The following is a 14,015-nucleotide window of genomic DNA, read 5'->3' on the forward strand; positions in this document are numbered from 1 at the left end:
TGGTAGCCCCCGCGACGGCCCGGGACCGCTTCAGAGGCGGTCTTTGGCGGCCCGCACCAGCTGGCTGGACGGGGACGGTTGCTGCAGTTGCGGTACTGCGCTGCTGTAGCCGCGTGCTCAGTGCAGTCGCTCCGCCTGGTCGCCCTCGTAGGGCCCCGAGACTGCCCGACGATGCCGCATCCCCGTGGCTGGCATGATCCCCCTGGAGGGGGCGGATGTGGACGTTGTGGAACTGATGGGGTGGCTAGCCGAGCGAGGGTGCTCGGTGGTCTTCAAGGCTGACGGTGAGAGATCACGGGGGCCATCGCTGGATGGTGATCGTCTCCGGTGGTGTCTTGGGCGCGGAGTCGTTCTTCAGGTCAGATGAGGCGTCCGCCGACGCGTGCCTTGAGGCAACTCTCGCGCACTTGGAAGGCTTGGGGATTTCGCCGTTCGCCTGAGGCCTGAGCTTGGGAATCAACGGTCTTTTAGTAGCTATCAAGCACTTGACCCGGGCGAACACCCCAGTCGGAACGCTCTCAACCTCTCGTCGTTGCCCACTGTTGACCGTGGTTTACCGCCGTATCGGGCACGTATCGGGCACGGATGACGAGACGAGCATGAGGCGGCTCCACCAGCGACAGCCGCCATGACGACCAGCGTTGGCAGCTCCGGTAGGCGATGACTGTGCGGCGAAGCGGGCAAGGTCGCCGACTTCCTTCACACGGCCGAGCTGGACCGAGCGCGAGTGGGCCGAGCTCGACCAGGGCGTGACCGTACGGCGCGGCCAGGGCTACACGCTGCGCGTCCGCGCCGTGCCCTCCATGCATCGCGGGCTCCTCGCCCGCTGTCAGTCCCTCGACGGCACCCCGGACGCCCCATGCGATTCCGGCCCAGCGCAAGGCCTCGCCGCAATCGGTGGCGCAACCTGCCGAGACCTGTCCTGTGTTGGGCCCCTCGGAAGGCAAGTCGTCGGCGACTTCCCGTGATTCTCCCGGTACTGGCACGGGAGTGCCACGGGCATCCGTCATCACCGTTCTGGTCCACTTGAGCTAAGTAGATCGTCTATGGCGCTACGTGCTGCCGGAACAAAGGCGTCGAGGCGCTCATTCAGGCGTGAGTGAACTTCGACCCACCCGTCCAGGGGTTCCTCCCCGGGGTCATAACCACGATTTCCGTTCTCTCGCCAACGCCGGAGTATGCGAAGCGTGGGAGGCAGCTGAGATAGGCACGACATAACATCAGTGGCTAGCTGTGATACCGTTTCGGGCCCCTCCAATTGCACTCTATGTAGCGAGCCTCCGGCTGCTCTGACTGCCGCGTCGACCCCCGCAACCAAGGCCTCGATGTCGTCGACTGGCTCGTAGTAGGAGCGCATGATCATGTCGCCGAGCCTGTCGCCATCGTGGTTGACAGCATGGGCGTCGGCTAGAAACTGCTGATACACCTGTCGACGGTGATCGATCTGGAGCTCTCGTATCTGTCGACGCTCCTCTGCCTTCAGCAGCTGCGCCTGTTGCTGTTCAGCGGACCGGAGCTGTAGTCGTTGCTGCTCCGCGAGAGCTGCGTCTTTGCGTCGTTCCGACCGGAAGGTAATTGCCGCGGTCAGTCCACCGCCGGCGAGTGTGCCCAGGACGCTCACTGCCGCAACAAGTAGAGAGTTCGACATGGCCTCATGATGGCAGCGGCAAGGTTTATGTGCCTTGGGGTTGATCAAAGGGAGGCGGCCCCCGCCCTCGGGCCAGCGTCCGTCCGCCAGCCGGGAGGACAACGCCGCGGTGCTGCGCAGGTGGGTGGGCATTGGTACCCGCTGTGCCCTGGTGGGTACCGCTCGATCGAACACGCTTGGGTACGGCCAACGGCGAGTGGAGCACGTTTCCCTCCGGATAAACCAGGCGAGTTGGGCACGAAAGATCGGTAGGCTTTCCGAATGGCCAAGGACGAATTCGCTGTGATACGTCAGCGCAGGGCTGTCTGTCCGTACCCGGACTGCGGCATTGGATCCGCCATGGATCTCGCAGATCAGTGGGTGATCTCCCCCGAGTGCCGAACCTACACGTGGGAGTCTCCCTCCGGCGGCTACCTGAACACCCACGGTCTCGACTCGTGGCAGCAAGGAGAAACCTGGGTCTGCCAGATGTGCGGTCGCACCGTCCTGGAGATCGCCTCGTGCAAGCGGGGTGGCATGCCCGACCATGTGAATCGGCCAACCGTTGAGGTGAGCCGACAGGTGCTCTGGCCCGCTCCTCCGCCTCGTGTCCTTGGTGTGGAGGTGCCGGAGAAGATCCGCAGCCTTTACGAAGAAGCGTCTCGGACGGAGAACGTCGGCGCGCCTCGTCTTGCAGGCGTTGGCTACCGAGCCACCGTCGAGGAGATATGCAAGGACCAGGGTGCCACCCATCACACGCTCCACGGGAAGATCCAAGAGCTGGCAGTGAAGGGCTTGCCGTCCGAGGTGATCAACGCGCTCGACGAAACCCGCATCGTCGGCAACGACAGCGCGCACCATGGCCTTGAGTACACACCTGAGGAACTGTCCGATATCGCCGAGCTGGTCGCCGAGGCTACAGTCATCCTCTATGTCCAGCCTGCCCAGCGTCGTCGACTGGCCGAGTCCCGCAAGCTGCGTCATGAGGCAGCAAAGAAGGCTCAGCAGGCTCCGACCCCTCAAACGGGTCCATAGCCCCCACCCCGCACTGCCAAGTATCCAGCTCGTTGAGTAGAGCACCGCTGACCATGCGGGCGGGCTCCTTGGCGCGGTCGGTGGAACGGCTTTGGCCGGTGTCCTGCCCGGTTTGGGGTCGTGCATGATCAGGGGGCCGTACGCTTTCCGGCTGCTCGGGCAGGCTTGTCCCCTGCCCGCAATGTGTCCGAGTGGCCCCCTGGTCTTGCTCGACGCGGGTCCCGAACCGGGGAGGTGGGTAAGGCCGTGGAGCCGTCCGTCCCCACCCCCGGCCTGGTCTTTTCGCCCCCTTGTGGGCGCGGGCGGGCGACGACGTGCGGCCCCGGTGGCGTAGACATGGAGGGGCAAGCGCGGCGGCGTCCGGCCGGCGCCGCCGCGCCTTGGCGCGGCACCTCTGATCTCTGATCAGACTGCTACTGCAGTTCAGGAGGTCGGGAATGCAGACGCTCGATGCGTCCAATGTGGTGTTCTCCCGAGCGTCCGCCTCTTCCCCCGGGCCTGGTGCTCTGGTCTTTGCCTTCTTCTGGGGGCCACTCGGGCGCATGGCGGGCGTGCGACAGGGCCGGTCCCGTGTGACCGGGACGCGTGTGACGGCTTGGTTTGGCAGTGATCCGCTCACTGCCCGAACGCCGGTCGGGCAGCGAGCGAAGCGAGCCTTGATCTAGTAGAGAAAGTTCTACCGCGCTGGGATCAGGTGCTTGCCGTCATGGCTCCGGACGTGAGGGCCTGCCTCGTCCAGGGCATCCAACAGCCGTACCGAGTAGACCTCGGACATCCGCTCGGCGACTTCCTCAGGCGTGAGCCAAGTGACTGCCGTCGACTCGTCGGAGGTGCGCTCGGTACCGGCGGAGGGCTTGCAGCGAAAGACCAGGGCGACGATGCCGCGGGCCGTGTTCTTGTAGACGCCGGAGAGCTCGCCCACCTCGACGTGGATGCCCGTCTCCTCCAGGACCTCGCGGGCAACGCCTGCTTCGGGTGACTCCGAGAGCTCCAGGACGCCGCCCGGCAGTTCCCAAGTCCCGTTGTCCGCTCGGCGGATCGCCAGTAGCCGGCCGTCCTCGCGCACAACGGCCCCGGCCACCGACACGGAGTGCAGTGGCGTTGACTGGGCTTCGCGAGCGCTGTTACTCATGTACAGGAGCATAGGAGAGTGAGCAGGACGATGGGAACCGCGGTAGGAGGTGGCAGGGCCGTACCCCGGTACGTTCAGATCGCCGACGAGATCATCCAGCAGATCAGGGCTGGCATCCTGAAGCCTGGTGACATGGTGCCGAGTGAGTCCGAGCTCGTCGAGCGCTACGGCGTCGCCGGCGGCACGATTCGCAAGGCCATGGTGGAAGTCCGGGCCAGTGGGCTCGTCGACACCCGGCACGGCAAGGGCTCGATCGTGAAGGACCGTCCGCCCGTGCGGCTGCGGTCGTCGGACCGGTTCCGGGCATCGCATCGTCGTGGCGGCAAGGCCGCGTACCTGGCCGAGTCCGCGCAGTCTGGTGCCACCGCCAAGGTGAGCGTCCTCTACATCGGACCGATGGAAGCCCCGGAGGACATCGCGGAACGGCTCGGCGTTGAGGCCGGCGCCCAGGTGCTCGCGCGCAGGCGGCTCTACTTCCGCAACGGGACACCCGTCGAGACGGCGACTTCGTACCTTCCGTGGGACGTGGTCAAGGACATCCCCGAGCTGTTCGCCGAGAACCCCGGCCCCGGTGGCATCTACGCCCGGCTGGAGGGTGACGGCCACGTCTTCGCCGAGTTCGTCGAGACGCTGCAAGCGCGCCCGGCCGCGAAGGCGGAAGCCTCCGAACTGGCCCTGAGCCCCGGTGCTCCGGTCGTTCATCTCATCCGCGAGGCGGTAACCGAAGAGGGCCGCGTGGTCGAGGTCTGCGACACCCTCATGGCCGCTGACCAGTTCGTTTTCAGCTACCGCATCCCCGCGGCCGACTGACGCTCGCTCAACTCCCCACAGCCCGCCGCGACTTCTTCGTCTCGGCGGGTTGACTCATGTATAGGAGTCATGCACTCTTCTTCATGTCACTCATATACATGAGTGAAGGAGCTAGGCACTTCTAGAGGAGTGATCTCTGTGCGTGTGATCCCTGTGGACATGACCGGTGTGACCGTGATGGTCGCCCAGCCCCCGCAGCAGAAGATGAAGGACAAGAAGAACGGCCTCATCGCCGTCGACACCGAGACGAGCAAGCCGCTGATGACGGTGGACGTGCTCTTTGTCGGGAACGGCAACGCCGAGGTCGTGACGGTCACCGTGATCGAGGACGACATCTCCGGTGACCTGGCTACAGGTACGCCGGTGGCTTTGACCGGCCTCATGGCGCGGCCGTGGGAGAACGAGTTCAACGGCCAGAAGCGGCACGGCATTTCGTTCCGCGCCGCTGCCGTCACCTCGCTGGCGGGCTGAGCGATGACGGGTGGACAGATCACCGCGCTCGTCGGCCTGGTGCTGATAGTCGCCGGACTGCTGGTCCTGCGTCGGACGCGGCCCGTCTGGTACTGGATCGCCTTCGGAGCTCTGGCGAAGCTGATTCGGATCGCGATCACGTATCGCTCGGTCTTGGAGGCGTGCGGGCTCACCGAGCCTCCGTCCCGGCTCCGGCTCGCCGTCGCGGCAGCCACGAAGCGGACGCCGTCCCGGATGGTCCCGCGCCTGACAGGGGCCCGGATCACCGCCAGCGGCCTCGTGCTCCGGATCAGGATGCAGCCGGGCCAGGAGGTCCACGACTTCGAGACGGCGACCGAGCGTCTGCGGCACTCCTGGCGGGCCTACGCCGTGCACGTCACCGCGCTCACCCCGGGGTGGCTGCAAGTCAGGGTCATCGGGTACGACGTGCTGCGCCGGGTCGTCATGCCTCGCACCGCACAACAGAAGTTGCTGAGCGTGCCGGTGGCCCTGCGTTCCGACGGTGCCGTTCATACGCGGGACTTCCGGGCGATCGCTCATGAGCTGGTGATGGGCGCGACGGAGTCGGGTAAGTCGGTCTACCTGCGCGGTCTGCTGGCGGGGCTCGCTCCTCAGCCGGTTGCCCTCGTAGGGATCGACTGCAAGTGGGGAGTGGAACTGGCCCCGTTCTCACCGCGGTTGTCGGCCCTGGCCTGCATGCCTGAGGAAGCCGCCGACCTGCTGGATGCCCTGGTCAGGGAGATGACCGAGCGATACGAACTGATCCGGGCAGCTCAGCGGCTCGCACCCGGCACGTCTGCTGAGGCGATCAGCTCGGACATCTGGGGCCTGCCCGAGGACATGCGGCCGGTGCCGGTCGTGGTCGTCGTCGACGAGGTGGCGGAACTCTTCCTCACGGCCACCAGCGCCGACGAGAAGCGGCGGGACCAGATGGTTACCCAGCTCGTTCGGCTCGCCCAGCTCGGCCGCGCCGCCGGCATCTACCTCGAGGTTTGCGGGCAGCGCTTCGGCGCGGAACTCGGCAAGGGCGCAACGGCCTTGCGTGCCCAGCTCACCGGGCGCATCTCGCACCGTGTCAACGACGAGACCACGGCCAAGATGGCGCTCGGGGACATCAGCCCCGTCGCCGTCCTCGCCGCCACGACCATCGGTCCCGACCAGCGCGGTGTGGCCGTGGCGGGCGATTCCTCGGGTGGCTGGTCCCTCGTCCGCAGCCCATTCACGAGCCTGCCCGACGCGGTCGCGGTATGCGCCGAGCACGCCGCCATGACTCCCTCCGTACCGAATCTCGACCCGTTCCGACCCTCAGCACCGTCCCGGGCCTTCGCCCTGGTCGCGGACAAGGACTGACGCCATGAGGTCATCGCTCCGACTGGACGCCGTGCTCGTACAGGCCGTGATCGCGGGTGCGCTGTCCTTCTCCCACCTTCACGACCTCGCCGAGGCCGCCGGTCAGAGCGGCTGGAAGGCGTGGGCTTACCCGGTCTCCGTGGATCTGCTGCTCGTCGCCGCCTGGCGTCGGCTCCGGACCCTGCGGGACTCCGATGCCCCCAGGCGTGGTGCATGGACCTGGTTCGCGGTGGCGCTCGCCGCTTCCCTCGGCGCGAACGTCGCCACGGCCGGACTGCTCGACCTGAACGACGTGCCCGACTGGCTGCGCATCCTCGTGGCGGGATGGCCGGCCCTCGCCTTCCTCGGCGGGACGCTGCTCGTCCACACCCCGGGGCCTGAGCCGCAGGAGTCCGCCCAGCCCGCAACGGCCGAGCCCGACACCGAGGTCGCACGAGAGCAGGTCACCGAGCCCGCCCCGGCCTTGCCCGCTTCTCCGGCTGTACCGCCCGCCCTCATTACCCACGCGCGGAAGCTCGCCGACGCTCACCACTCGGCAACCGGCCGTGCCATCGACCCCGACACCTTGCGCGCCCGCCTCGGTGTCCCCGCCGCGATGGCCGAGGCCATCGCCACGCAACTCGCTTGAGGGAGTTCCTGATGTCCAGTTCCATCGGCGCTTCGATCAGCTTTCACCTCACAGACAAGCCGTTCGTGATGTGCCACGACTACGGCACTAATCGCACTCCGATCCTCGCTGTCCAGGACGAGCACGCGTCGTTCACGCTCTACGCCCGGGACAGCGTTCCCCCGGCCGAGCAGCTCAGGTTCGCGCAGGATCTACTCACGGCCGTCGCCGCCTACGTCACCGCTGTCGAGATGTACACCGCCGCCGAACTCACCCCCAGCTCGCCTGAGAGGAGGTGAGCCATGCCCCGAAACCGTTTCTGGGGCGTCGACCGCATCGGCCCCGTCCAGATCGGCACCCACCACGACCGCCACGGCCGCGACGCCCACGCAACCGCCTGCACCGCCCCCGGCTGCGACTGGTCCGCCGACTACCTCAACCGCGCCGCCGCCGAGCTCGCCGCTCGCACGCACCGCTGCAACCCGCGCTGACCGCCGAGGAGATGACCGCCATGAACGTTCCGCTCTGGCTCGCCCTGATCGTTGTCGGCTGGCTCGGCATCAAGCTCGTCCGCCCGCCCATCTGGCTCGTCGCCGTCCTGCTCCTGGGCGGCTACCTCCTCGCGGACAGCCTCCTCGCCCCGGTCATCGACCCGCTCGCCAAGTAGCCCCGTCCCGAAGGGAGCACGCCATGTTCAAGCCCAAGTACCCGACGCCCGACACGTACGTCCCGACCGCGCACACCCACGCCCCGAACCCGGCCGAACGGTCCGCCCCGCCGGCACCCGCACCCACCCGCTCCGGAGTCCTCGACCTGGTCCGCAGCAACCCGGCCGCCGTCGTGACGGGTGTCGTCGTCACCGGCGTGGTGCTCACCTCCATGCTCCTGGCGGTCGCCATCACCGGACTCGCCCTGTCCATCAGCGGCGTCGTCCTCCTGGTCCTCGTCCGCATGCTCCGCCAGGAATTCCGCCGCTGACCGGCCGCCGGGCAGTGCCACAAGCCGCCAAGCATCGCCGCTGCCCGGACGGCCCACGTAACCCCTTCCAACCGCAACGAAGGACAACCGTGGACACCCAAGCGCTCGCCTTATCCCTGCCGTTGATCGGCTGGACCGCCCACTCCGCCTACCTCGCCCAGCGGCTGACCGCTGCTCGCCGAGACCCGCTCACCGGCCTGCGCACCCGCGCCGGATGGACCGCTCGCGCCGAACGCATCATCCGTCGCCACCGGGACGCCGTCGTCCTGCTCCTGGACCTTGACGACTTCAAGAACCTCAACGACGCCCACGGCCACGCCGCCGGAGACGTCGCCCTCACCGCCACCGCGGAACGGCTCACCGCCTGGTGCGGCCGACAGGGCATCGCGGGCCGTATCGGCGGAGACGAGTTCGTCGCCATCATCCGCACCAGCGCCGGTCCCGACCTCGACTCACTGACCAGCGCTCTGCATCGGCCGCTCGCGTACTCCGGGCGACGACTGCCGCTGTACGTCTCTGTCGGGTCCTGCCGCCTCGCCGACCTCCCGGTCCGCAGCCTGTCCGACGCGCTCGCCGCCGCCGACTCCGCGATGTACGCGGCCAAGGGCAAGGCCGGCCGCCGTGGCACCCGCACTCTCTCGCACTGAGCACTGACGCACTGACCGGCCTCCGGGCGACGCACAAGCCGCCAAGCATCGCCGCCGCCCGGACGGTCCGGCCCCTTCCAACCGCAATCGAAAGGACCACCATCATGGCCCAGCTCCGCCCTGCCCGAACGCGCATCTGCCCCGACTGCGACGGCTTCCCCGTGGTCGCCATCGACACCGGCTCGCTCTTGTCGGACGGCACTCGCGCCACGCTCAACGTGGTCTGCCGCCGCTGCCGTGGCACCGGCATGGCCTGTGTATCCGCTCCCGTCGTCATCGTCGTGAGGGAGGGTGCGTGACCGACACCGCGACTGTCGCTGGCCTGGACCCGGCCACCCTCGGCGACATGCTGCGGGTGGCCGGGTCCTCAGGCTTCGACCGCTGGCGCGATCAGGTTCGCCGCACCGGTGGATGCGCCAACCCCATCCACCTGACCGGCTGGACCCTCACCAAGGACAAGACGTCCGGCGAGACCATGCACCGCTACTCCACCGAGACCGAGCCCGATGGGCGGCTCCGTCTCGCCTGCGGCAACCGCCGGGCCTCCCGCTGCCCGGCCTGCGCCTGGACGTACGCCGCCGACACCTACCACCTGATCCGTGCCGGACTCGCGGGCGACCAGGACAAGGACGTCCCGGCCACCGTCCGCGACCACCCCCGCGTCTTCACCACACTCACCGCGCCGTCGTTCGGCCCGGTCCACAACCGCCCGGACTCCGGCCGCTGCCGCTGCGGCCTCACCCACGCGCCCGACGACGACGCACTCGGCACACCGCTCGACCCGACGACGTACGACTACACCGCCGCCGTCCTCTTCAACAACCACGCGGGCCAACTCTGGCAGCGCTTCACCAACAGGCTCCGCCGAGAGATCGCAGCCCGCGCCGGACTCTCACAACGCGAACTCAAGGAAACCGCCCGGGTCTCCTACGGCAAGGTCGCCGAATTCCAGAAGCGCGGCGCGATCCACTTCCACGCCGTCGTGCGCCTCGACGGACCGGACGGCCCCGAAGACCCGCCGCCCTCCTGGGCCACCGTGCAGCTGCTCACCGACGCCATCCGCGCCGCCGCCCACCACGCCTACACGACCATTACCGTCCCGGCCGCCGCCGACCGGCCCGCCCGCTCCCTGCGCTGGGGCAAGCAACTCGACATCCGACCCATCCGCGCCTTCGGGGCCGGCACCGACATCACCGAACAGAAGGTCGCCGCCTACGTCGCCAAGTACGCCACCAAGGCGGCCGAGACGACCGGCACCGTGGACCGCCGCGTCGGCAACCGCGAGGTCCTGGACCTCCTCGAGGTACCCGACCACCCGCGCCGCCTCATCGAAGCCTGCTTCGACCTCGACGCCCTGTACCCGGACCGCCGACTCCGCGCCTGGGCCCACATGCTCGGCTTCCGCGGCCACTTCTCCTCCAAGTCCCGCCACTACTCGACGACCCTCGGCGCCCTCCGCCAGGTCCGCGCCGACTACCGCGCCGCCCAACAACGCGAAGCCCTCGACCTGCCCGACCCGGACCAGGACCTCACCGTCCTCGTCCTCGCCTCCTGGCAGTTCGCCGGTCAGGGCCACTCGCCCGGTGAGTCGCTGTTCGCCGCTTCCATCGCAAGAGACCTCCAGCTCAACCGCCAAACCGCCCGGGAAGCCCTGCACGACCTCGCCTTGGAAGGAGTCCGGTCATGAGCAGCGACCTGCTGCTGACCGTGGAGCAAGCCGCCGAACGCCTCGGCACCACCGAACGCTTTCCTCGGCGGCTGATCGCCGAGCGGCGCATCGCCTTCGTGAAGATCGGCCGCCATGTGCGGATCGCGGACAGCGTGCTGACGGCGTACATCGAGGGCAACACCGTGCAGCCCATCCGCCGTCGCCGCTCGCGCTACGGGAGGGCTGCCTGATGGTTGCCAAGAAGAAGCGGCGCTTCGGGCGCATCCGCAAGCTGCCGTCCGGCCGCTACCAGGCTCGCTATCAGGGCCCCGACGGCCTCGACCGCCCGGCACCGCAGACCTTCGAGTCGGCCAGAGACGCTGACGACTGGCTCGCGGAACAGCAGACCGAGATCCGGCGAGGGGACTGGGCAGACCCCGACGCTGGCGCGGTCAACTTCGAGGAGTACGCCCTTCAGTGGGTCAAGGAGCGTCGTCTTTCGCCGACCACGGATGAGCTGTATCGGCGGCTGCTCCGTCTGCACGTCCTGCCCACCTTCAGCGGCATGGATCTCGACGAGATCACCCCACCCCGGGTCCGTTCCTGGCGTTCGGAACGACTCGACACCACCGAGGCTCACACCACGATCGCCAAGGCCTACCGACTGCTGAAAGCCGTCATGCAGACGGCTGCGGACGACGAGTTGATCCGACGCAATCCCTGCCGCATCCGAGGTGCGGGCAAGGAAGTTGCTGAGGAGCGCCCCACCGCCACCGTCGCCCAGGTCGACGCGCTCGCCGACGCGATGGGACCCCGCTGGCGACTGATGGTCTACGTCGCCGCGTATGGCCCGGCCCGTCCCGAGGAACAGGCAGCGATGCGGCGTCGCGACGTCGACCTGGAGCACGTCGGCATCTGGGTGCGTGCGGCTGAGCCGGAACTCACCACAGGTCGTCGGGCACCTGGCGACACCAAGTCGGACTCGGGCAGGCGATTCCTGGTCCTGCCGGCCTTCATGGAGAAGGACCTGAAGCGACACCTCGCCTGGTATGCGGAGAAGGCTCCGGACGGACTGCTGTTCGTGGGGGAGAAGGGTGCCCCGTTCCGGCGGTCGTCCTTTGGACGGAAGTGGCGGCAGGCTCGTGCCACGGTCGGGCTCCCGGACAACTTCCGCGTCTACGATCTTCGTCACACCGGCCACACGCTCTCGACACAGTCGGGCGCCACCCTCAAGGACACGATGGTGCGGGCCGGGCAGTCCTCGGAGCGGGCCGCACTGATCTATCAGCACTCGAACCTGGAGCGGCAGAGGGAAGTGGCCGACGGGATCGACGCTCGCGTCCAGGCCGAGCGGGAGAAGGCCGGCCCCGTGCCCGACGATCAGGCATCGGGCACGCAACGGGCACGAGACGCCTAGCGTGGTCCAGACAACAACAAAGGCCCGGGTCTATGACCTGGGCCTTTTCCATGGAGCGGGTGACGGGAATCGAACCCGCGCTCTGAGCTTGGGAAGCTCATGTTCTACCATTAAACTACACCCGCGCGGCGAGCCGTCACCGGCACCGCATCGGCGCACACTCTACCTCATCACAGGCCCCCGGCGAATGAAGCCGCGGGGCCTTCGCGCTCTCCTGTGGCCCGATGTGGCTGCGGGGTGCGGGAGTTGAGGCGTACCTTTGAGCGACGGAGTGCCGCCCGTGGGTGCGTCCCGTAGATCCCCTAATGTGGGCGTTCGTCCGCATTCATGGGGAAGGGACTCGATGGACTTGATGGAGCGCACCGTCGTCCGCTGTGCCGATGGGCACGTCTTCAGTACCGCTTCGTTCCCGTTGCAGCAGCTCGGCCCCGACCGGATCGGGCCCGGGCGGCTCATCCGGTGTCCGCGTTGTGCGCGGCTTCGGAATGTCGTGCCTGTGGAGCCGGTCAAGCGGTAGGAAACGCGGCGGTCAGGGGCGCGTGGGGCCGTCCGGTTGGGGTGGGCCCGCGCGCTCTGCGTATCCTCAGGGCGTGCTTCTCTCAGACAAGGACATCCGGGCCGAGATCGCCGCCGGACGGGTGCGCATCGACCCGTACGACGAATCCATGGTGCAGCCCTCGAGCATCGATGTGCGGCTCGACCGCTACTTCCGGGTGTTCGAGAACCACCGCTATCCGCACATCGACCCGGCTGTGGAGCAGGCGGATCTGACCAGGCTGGTCGAGCCGGAAGGGGACGAGCCGTTCATCCTGCACCCCGGCGAGTTCGTCCTGGCATCGACGTACGAGGTCATCTCCCTGCCTGACGACCTCGCCTCGCGCCTCGAGGGGAAGTCCAGCCTCGGGCGGCTCGGGCTCGTCACACACTCGACCGCCGGCTTTATCGACCCCGGGTTTTCCGGGCACGTCACGCTCGAGCTGTCGAATCTCGCGACGCTCCCGATCAAGCTCTGGCCCGGGATGAAGATCGGCCAGCTGTGCATGTTCAAGCTGAGCTCGCCGGCCGAGTTCCCGTACGGGAGCGGCCGCTACGGGTCCCGCTACCAGGGGCAGCGCGGGCCCACGGCCTCGCGGTCGTTCATGAACTTCCACCGGACGCAGGTGTGAGCCATGAGTGATGTGCGCGAGAACCTGACCTACGAGGAGTTCGGCGGCGCGATCCGCGAGCTCGCGCAGACCATCGCCGACGACGGCTACGAGCCCGACGTCGTGCTCTCCATCGCGCGTGGTGGGGTGTTCGTCGCCGGTGGGCTGGCGTATGCGCTCGACTGCAAGAACATCCACCTGGTGAATGTGGAGTTCTACACGGGAGTCGGTACGACGCTCGACATGCCCGTCATGCTCGCGCCCGTGCCGAATGCCATCGACTTCTCGGACAAGAAAGTCCTCATCGCCGACGACGTCGCGGACACCGGCAAGACGCTGAAGCTCGTGTACGACTTCTGCGTCGACCACGTCGCCGAGGTGCGCAGCGCCGTCATCTACGAGAAGTCTCAATCGCTGGTGAAGTGCGAGTACGTCTGGAAGCGCACCGACGAGTGGATCAACTTCCCCTGGTCTGTGCTGCCTCCATGCCGTAAGTCCGGCACACCGATCACCCCGTCGCTCGACGCTCTGTAGGACACGCATCGATCGAGTCCCCATGGCACCGTCGTGGCCCTGACCCCAATCGGGGTCAGAACCACGAGTCGTGAAGGCGACTGCGTGCCCTGTCGGGGCGCGCCTTCGAGGTGATCAGTCGTGGGGCTGCAGGAGGCGGCGTGAAGTCGCCGGGGCTCGGCCGGGCAGGCTCACGCCGATGCCCCCAACGGCGAGAGTGCCGGTACGGGGACCTCGCTCAGGCTGGGCAGCTGCGACAAGAGGTCGGGTTTGTCGTTGTCGCGCTTCTTGCACAGGGTGACGGTGGCGGGCAGATAGGTGTCGTCGCCGGCGAAGGTGGCGGTGTAGCAGGTGTCCTTGTCCTGCTTGCCGGGGACCTTGCAGGTGGCCTTGCCTCGTTCGTCGGTGGTTTCGGTGCACAGCAGGACGGCGTTGGTGAAGGTGATGTCCTTGCCTTCCAGGGGCAGGCCCTCGGCGGTCAGCTTGGCGGTCAGCGTGAGGCCATGGTTGCCCAGGACGTCCCACTTCCCGTACCCCTTCTTCTTCGCCTTCAGCGTCAGCTTGGTCGGGGTCCGCTCCGTAGTGATGGTCCCGATCGCAATTGCATTGGGGCCGTCGCCGACGGGGATGGTGGT

Annotated in this window: 19 protein-coding genes and 1 tRNA gene; 16 read left to right on the plus strand and 4 right to left on the minus strand. The window is 67.7% G+C overall.

Annotation, left to right across the window (positions count from 1 at the left end; all coding sequences use genetic code 11):
* Window positions 1–1,009: 1,009 nt before the first annotated feature.
* Window positions 1,010–1,648: a hypothetical protein gene (locus tag J7E87_RS25035; RefSeq protein ID WP_215096768.1), complete on the minus strand. Its 639-nt coding sequence runs from the start codon at window positions 1,646–1,648 to the stop codon at window positions 1,010–1,012.
* Between the two features lie 261 nt (window positions 1,649–1,909).
* On the opposite strand from J7E87_RS25035, the gene J7E87_RS25040 reads away from it, so the two are divergent.
* On the plus strand, window positions 1,910–2,662 hold the full coding sequence (locus J7E87_RS25040; RefSeq protein ID WP_215096769.1) for a DUF4145 domain-containing protein: 753 nt from the start codon (window positions 1,910–1,912) through the stop codon (window positions 2,660–2,662).
* 676 nt (window positions 2,663–3,338) lie between these two features.
* On the opposite strand, the gene J7E87_RS25045 is transcribed toward J7E87_RS25040, so the two are convergent.
* The gene (locus tag J7E87_RS25045; protein ID WP_215096770.1) at window positions 3,339–3,806 is read right to left on the minus strand and encodes an NUDIX hydrolase; all 468 of its coding nucleotides are present in this window, start codon (window positions 3,804–3,806) and stop codon (window positions 3,339–3,341) included.
* Window positions 3,807–3,824: 18 nt separating this feature from the next.
* On the opposite strand from J7E87_RS25045, the gene J7E87_RS25050 reads away from it, so the two are divergent.
* The 13 genes from J7E87_RS25050 to xerC all read left to right on the plus strand — a co-directional run bounded on the left by J7E87_RS25050 (window position 3,825) and on the right by xerC (window position 11,722).
* Window positions 3,825–4,604, plus strand: coding sequence for a GntR family transcriptional regulator (locus tag J7E87_RS25050; protein WP_215096852.1), 780 nt, complete (start codon window positions 3,825–3,827; stop codon window positions 4,602–4,604).
* A gap of 138 nt (window positions 4,605–4,742) precedes the next feature.
* On the plus strand, window positions 4,743–5,075 hold the full coding sequence (locus J7E87_RS25055) for a hypothetical protein (RefSeq protein WP_215096771.1): 333 nt from the start codon (window positions 4,743–4,745) through the stop codon (window positions 5,073–5,075).
* 3 nt (window positions 5,076–5,078) lie between these two features.
* Window positions 5,079–6,425 carry an FtsK/SpoIIIE domain-containing protein gene (locus tag J7E87_RS25060; protein WP_215096772.1) on the plus strand — a complete coding sequence of 449 codons (1,347 nt, stop codon included), beginning with the start codon at window positions 5,079–5,081 and terminating at the stop codon, window positions 6,423–6,425.
* Between the two features lie 4 nt (window positions 6,426–6,429).
* Window positions 6,430–7,053: a DUF2637 domain-containing protein gene (locus tag J7E87_RS25065; RefSeq protein WP_215096773.1), complete on the plus strand. Its 624-nt coding sequence runs from the start codon at window positions 6,430–6,432 to the stop codon at window positions 7,051–7,053.
* Window positions 7,054–7,064: 11 nt separating this feature from the next.
* The gene (locus tag J7E87_RS25070) at window positions 7,065–7,331 is read left to right on the plus strand and encodes a hypothetical protein (RefSeq protein ID WP_215096774.1); all 267 of its coding nucleotides are present in this window, start codon (window positions 7,065–7,067) and stop codon (window positions 7,329–7,331) included.
* 3 nt (window positions 7,332–7,334) lie between these two features.
* Window positions 7,335–7,523 (plus strand): mobile element transfer protein, encoded by a 189-nt coding sequence (locus tag J7E87_RS25075; RefSeq protein ID WP_215096775.1) that lies wholly within the window; start codon window positions 7,335–7,337, stop codon window positions 7,521–7,523.
* 20 nt (window positions 7,524–7,543) lie between these two features.
* A complete protein-coding gene (locus J7E87_RS25080; protein ID WP_175263675.1) occupies window positions 7,544–7,699 on the plus strand; it encodes a hypothetical protein in 156 nt (51 codons plus the stop codon).
* Window positions 7,700–7,722: 23 nt separating this feature from the next.
* Window positions 7,723–8,010 (plus strand): SpdD protein, encoded by a 288-nt coding sequence (locus J7E87_RS25085; protein WP_215096776.1) that lies wholly within the window; start codon window positions 7,723–7,725, stop codon window positions 8,008–8,010.
* Window positions 8,011–8,099: 89 nt separating this feature from the next.
* Entirely contained in the window at window positions 8,100–8,657 is a 558-nt protein-coding gene (locus J7E87_RS25090) for a GGDEF domain-containing protein (RefSeq protein ID WP_215096777.1), read from the plus strand.
* Window positions 8,658–8,761: 104 nt separating this feature from the next.
* Window positions 8,762–8,956 (plus strand): hypothetical protein, encoded by a 195-nt coding sequence (locus J7E87_RS25095; protein WP_215096778.1) that lies wholly within the window; start codon window positions 8,762–8,764, stop codon window positions 8,954–8,956.
* A complete protein-coding gene (gene repSA / locus J7E87_RS25100; protein WP_308313073.1) occupies window positions 8,953–10,344 on the plus strand; it encodes a replication initiator protein RepSA in 1,392 nt (463 codons plus the stop codon). Before J7E87_RS25095 ends, repSA begins: the two co-directional genes overlap by 4 nt.
* A complete protein-coding gene (locus J7E87_RS25105) occupies window positions 10,341–10,556 on the plus strand; it encodes an excisionase family DNA-binding protein (RefSeq protein WP_215096779.1) in 216 nt (71 codons plus the stop codon). Before repSA ends, J7E87_RS25105 begins: the two co-directional genes overlap by 4 nt.
* Window positions 10,556–11,722: a tyrosine recombinase XerC gene (xerC, locus tag J7E87_RS25110; RefSeq protein WP_215096780.1), complete on the plus strand. Its 1,167-nt coding sequence runs from the start codon at window positions 10,556–10,558 to the stop codon at window positions 11,720–11,722. The genes J7E87_RS25105 and xerC overlap by 1 nt, the downstream gene beginning before the upstream one ends.
* A gap of 51 nt (window positions 11,723–11,773) precedes the next feature.
* Here xerC and J7E87_RS25115 read toward each other — a convergent pair.
* Window positions 11,774–11,847, minus strand: a tRNA-Gly gene (locus tag J7E87_RS25115).
* 465 nt (window positions 11,848–12,312) lie between these two features.
* Here J7E87_RS25115 and dcd point away from each other — a divergent pair.
* Complete coding sequence (dcd, locus tag J7E87_RS25120; RefSeq protein WP_215096781.1) at window positions 12,313–12,888, plus strand: dCTP deaminase; 576 nt, start codon at window positions 12,313–12,315, stop codon at window positions 12,886–12,888.
* 3 nt (window positions 12,889–12,891) lie between these two features.
* Entirely contained in the window at window positions 12,892–13,401 is a 510-nt protein-coding gene (locus J7E87_RS25125; RefSeq protein ID WP_215096782.1) for a phosphoribosyltransferase, read from the plus strand.
* Between the two features lie 170 nt (window positions 13,402–13,571).
* Here J7E87_RS25125 and J7E87_RS25130 read toward each other — a convergent pair.
* On the minus strand, window positions 13,572–14,015 hold a 444-nt coding region (locus J7E87_RS25130; protein WP_215096783.1), incomplete at its 5' end, for an Ig-like domain repeat protein.

The sequence above is a fragment of the Streptomyces sp. ISL-1 genome (genome assembly GCF_018614585.1).
Taxonomy (GTDB): Bacteria; Actinomycetota; Actinomycetes; order Streptomycetales; family Streptomycetaceae; genus Streptomyces; species Streptomyces maoxianensis.

Coding starts and splice junctions, on each gene's coding strand:
- J7E87_RS25035 (WP_215096768.1), bottom strand. CDS start 1,648: ATGTCGAACTCTCTACTTGTTGCGGCAGTGAGCGTCCTGGGCACACTC.
- J7E87_RS25040 (WP_215096769.1), top strand. CDS start 1,910: ATGGCCAAGGACGAATTCGCTGTGATACGTCAGCGCAGGGCTGTCTGT.
- J7E87_RS25045 (WP_215096770.1), bottom strand. CDS start 3,806: ATGCTCCTGTACATGAGTAACAGCGCTCGCGAAGCCCAGTCAACGCCA.
- J7E87_RS25050 (WP_215096852.1), top strand. CDS start 3,825: ATGGGAACCGCGGTAGGAGGTGGCAGGGCCGTACCCCGGTACGTTCAG.
- J7E87_RS25060 (WP_215096772.1), top strand. CDS start 5,079: ATGACGGGTGGACAGATCACCGCGCTCGTCGGCCTGGTGCTGATAGTC.
- J7E87_RS25065 (WP_215096773.1), top strand. CDS start 6,430: ATGAGGTCATCGCTCCGACTGGACGCCGTGCTCGTACAGGCCGTGATC.
- J7E87_RS25070 (WP_215096774.1), top strand. CDS start 7,065: ATGTCCAGTTCCATCGGCGCTTCGATCAGCTTTCACCTCACAGACAAG.
- J7E87_RS25075 (WP_215096775.1), top strand. CDS start 7,335: ATGCCCCGAAACCGTTTCTGGGGCGTCGACCGCATCGGCCCCGTCCAG.
- J7E87_RS25080 (WP_175263675.1), top strand. CDS start 7,544: ATGAACGTTCCGCTCTGGCTCGCCCTGATCGTTGTCGGCTGGCTCGGC.
- J7E87_RS25085 (WP_215096776.1), top strand. CDS start 7,723: ATGTTCAAGCCCAAGTACCCGACGCCCGACACGTACGTCCCGACCGCG.
- J7E87_RS25095 (WP_215096778.1), top strand. CDS start 8,762: ATGGCCCAGCTCCGCCCTGCCCGAACGCGCATCTGCCCCGACTGCGAC.
- J7E87_RS25105 (WP_215096779.1), top strand. CDS start 10,341: ATGAGCAGCGACCTGCTGCTGACCGTGGAGCAAGCCGCCGAACGCCTC.
- xerC (WP_215096780.1), top strand. CDS start 10,556: ATGGTTGCCAAGAAGAAGCGGCGCTTCGGGCGCATCCGCAAGCTGCCG.
- J7E87_RS25125 (WP_215096782.1), top strand. CDS start 12,892: ATGAGTGATGTGCGCGAGAACCTGACCTACGAGGAGTTCGGCGGCGCG.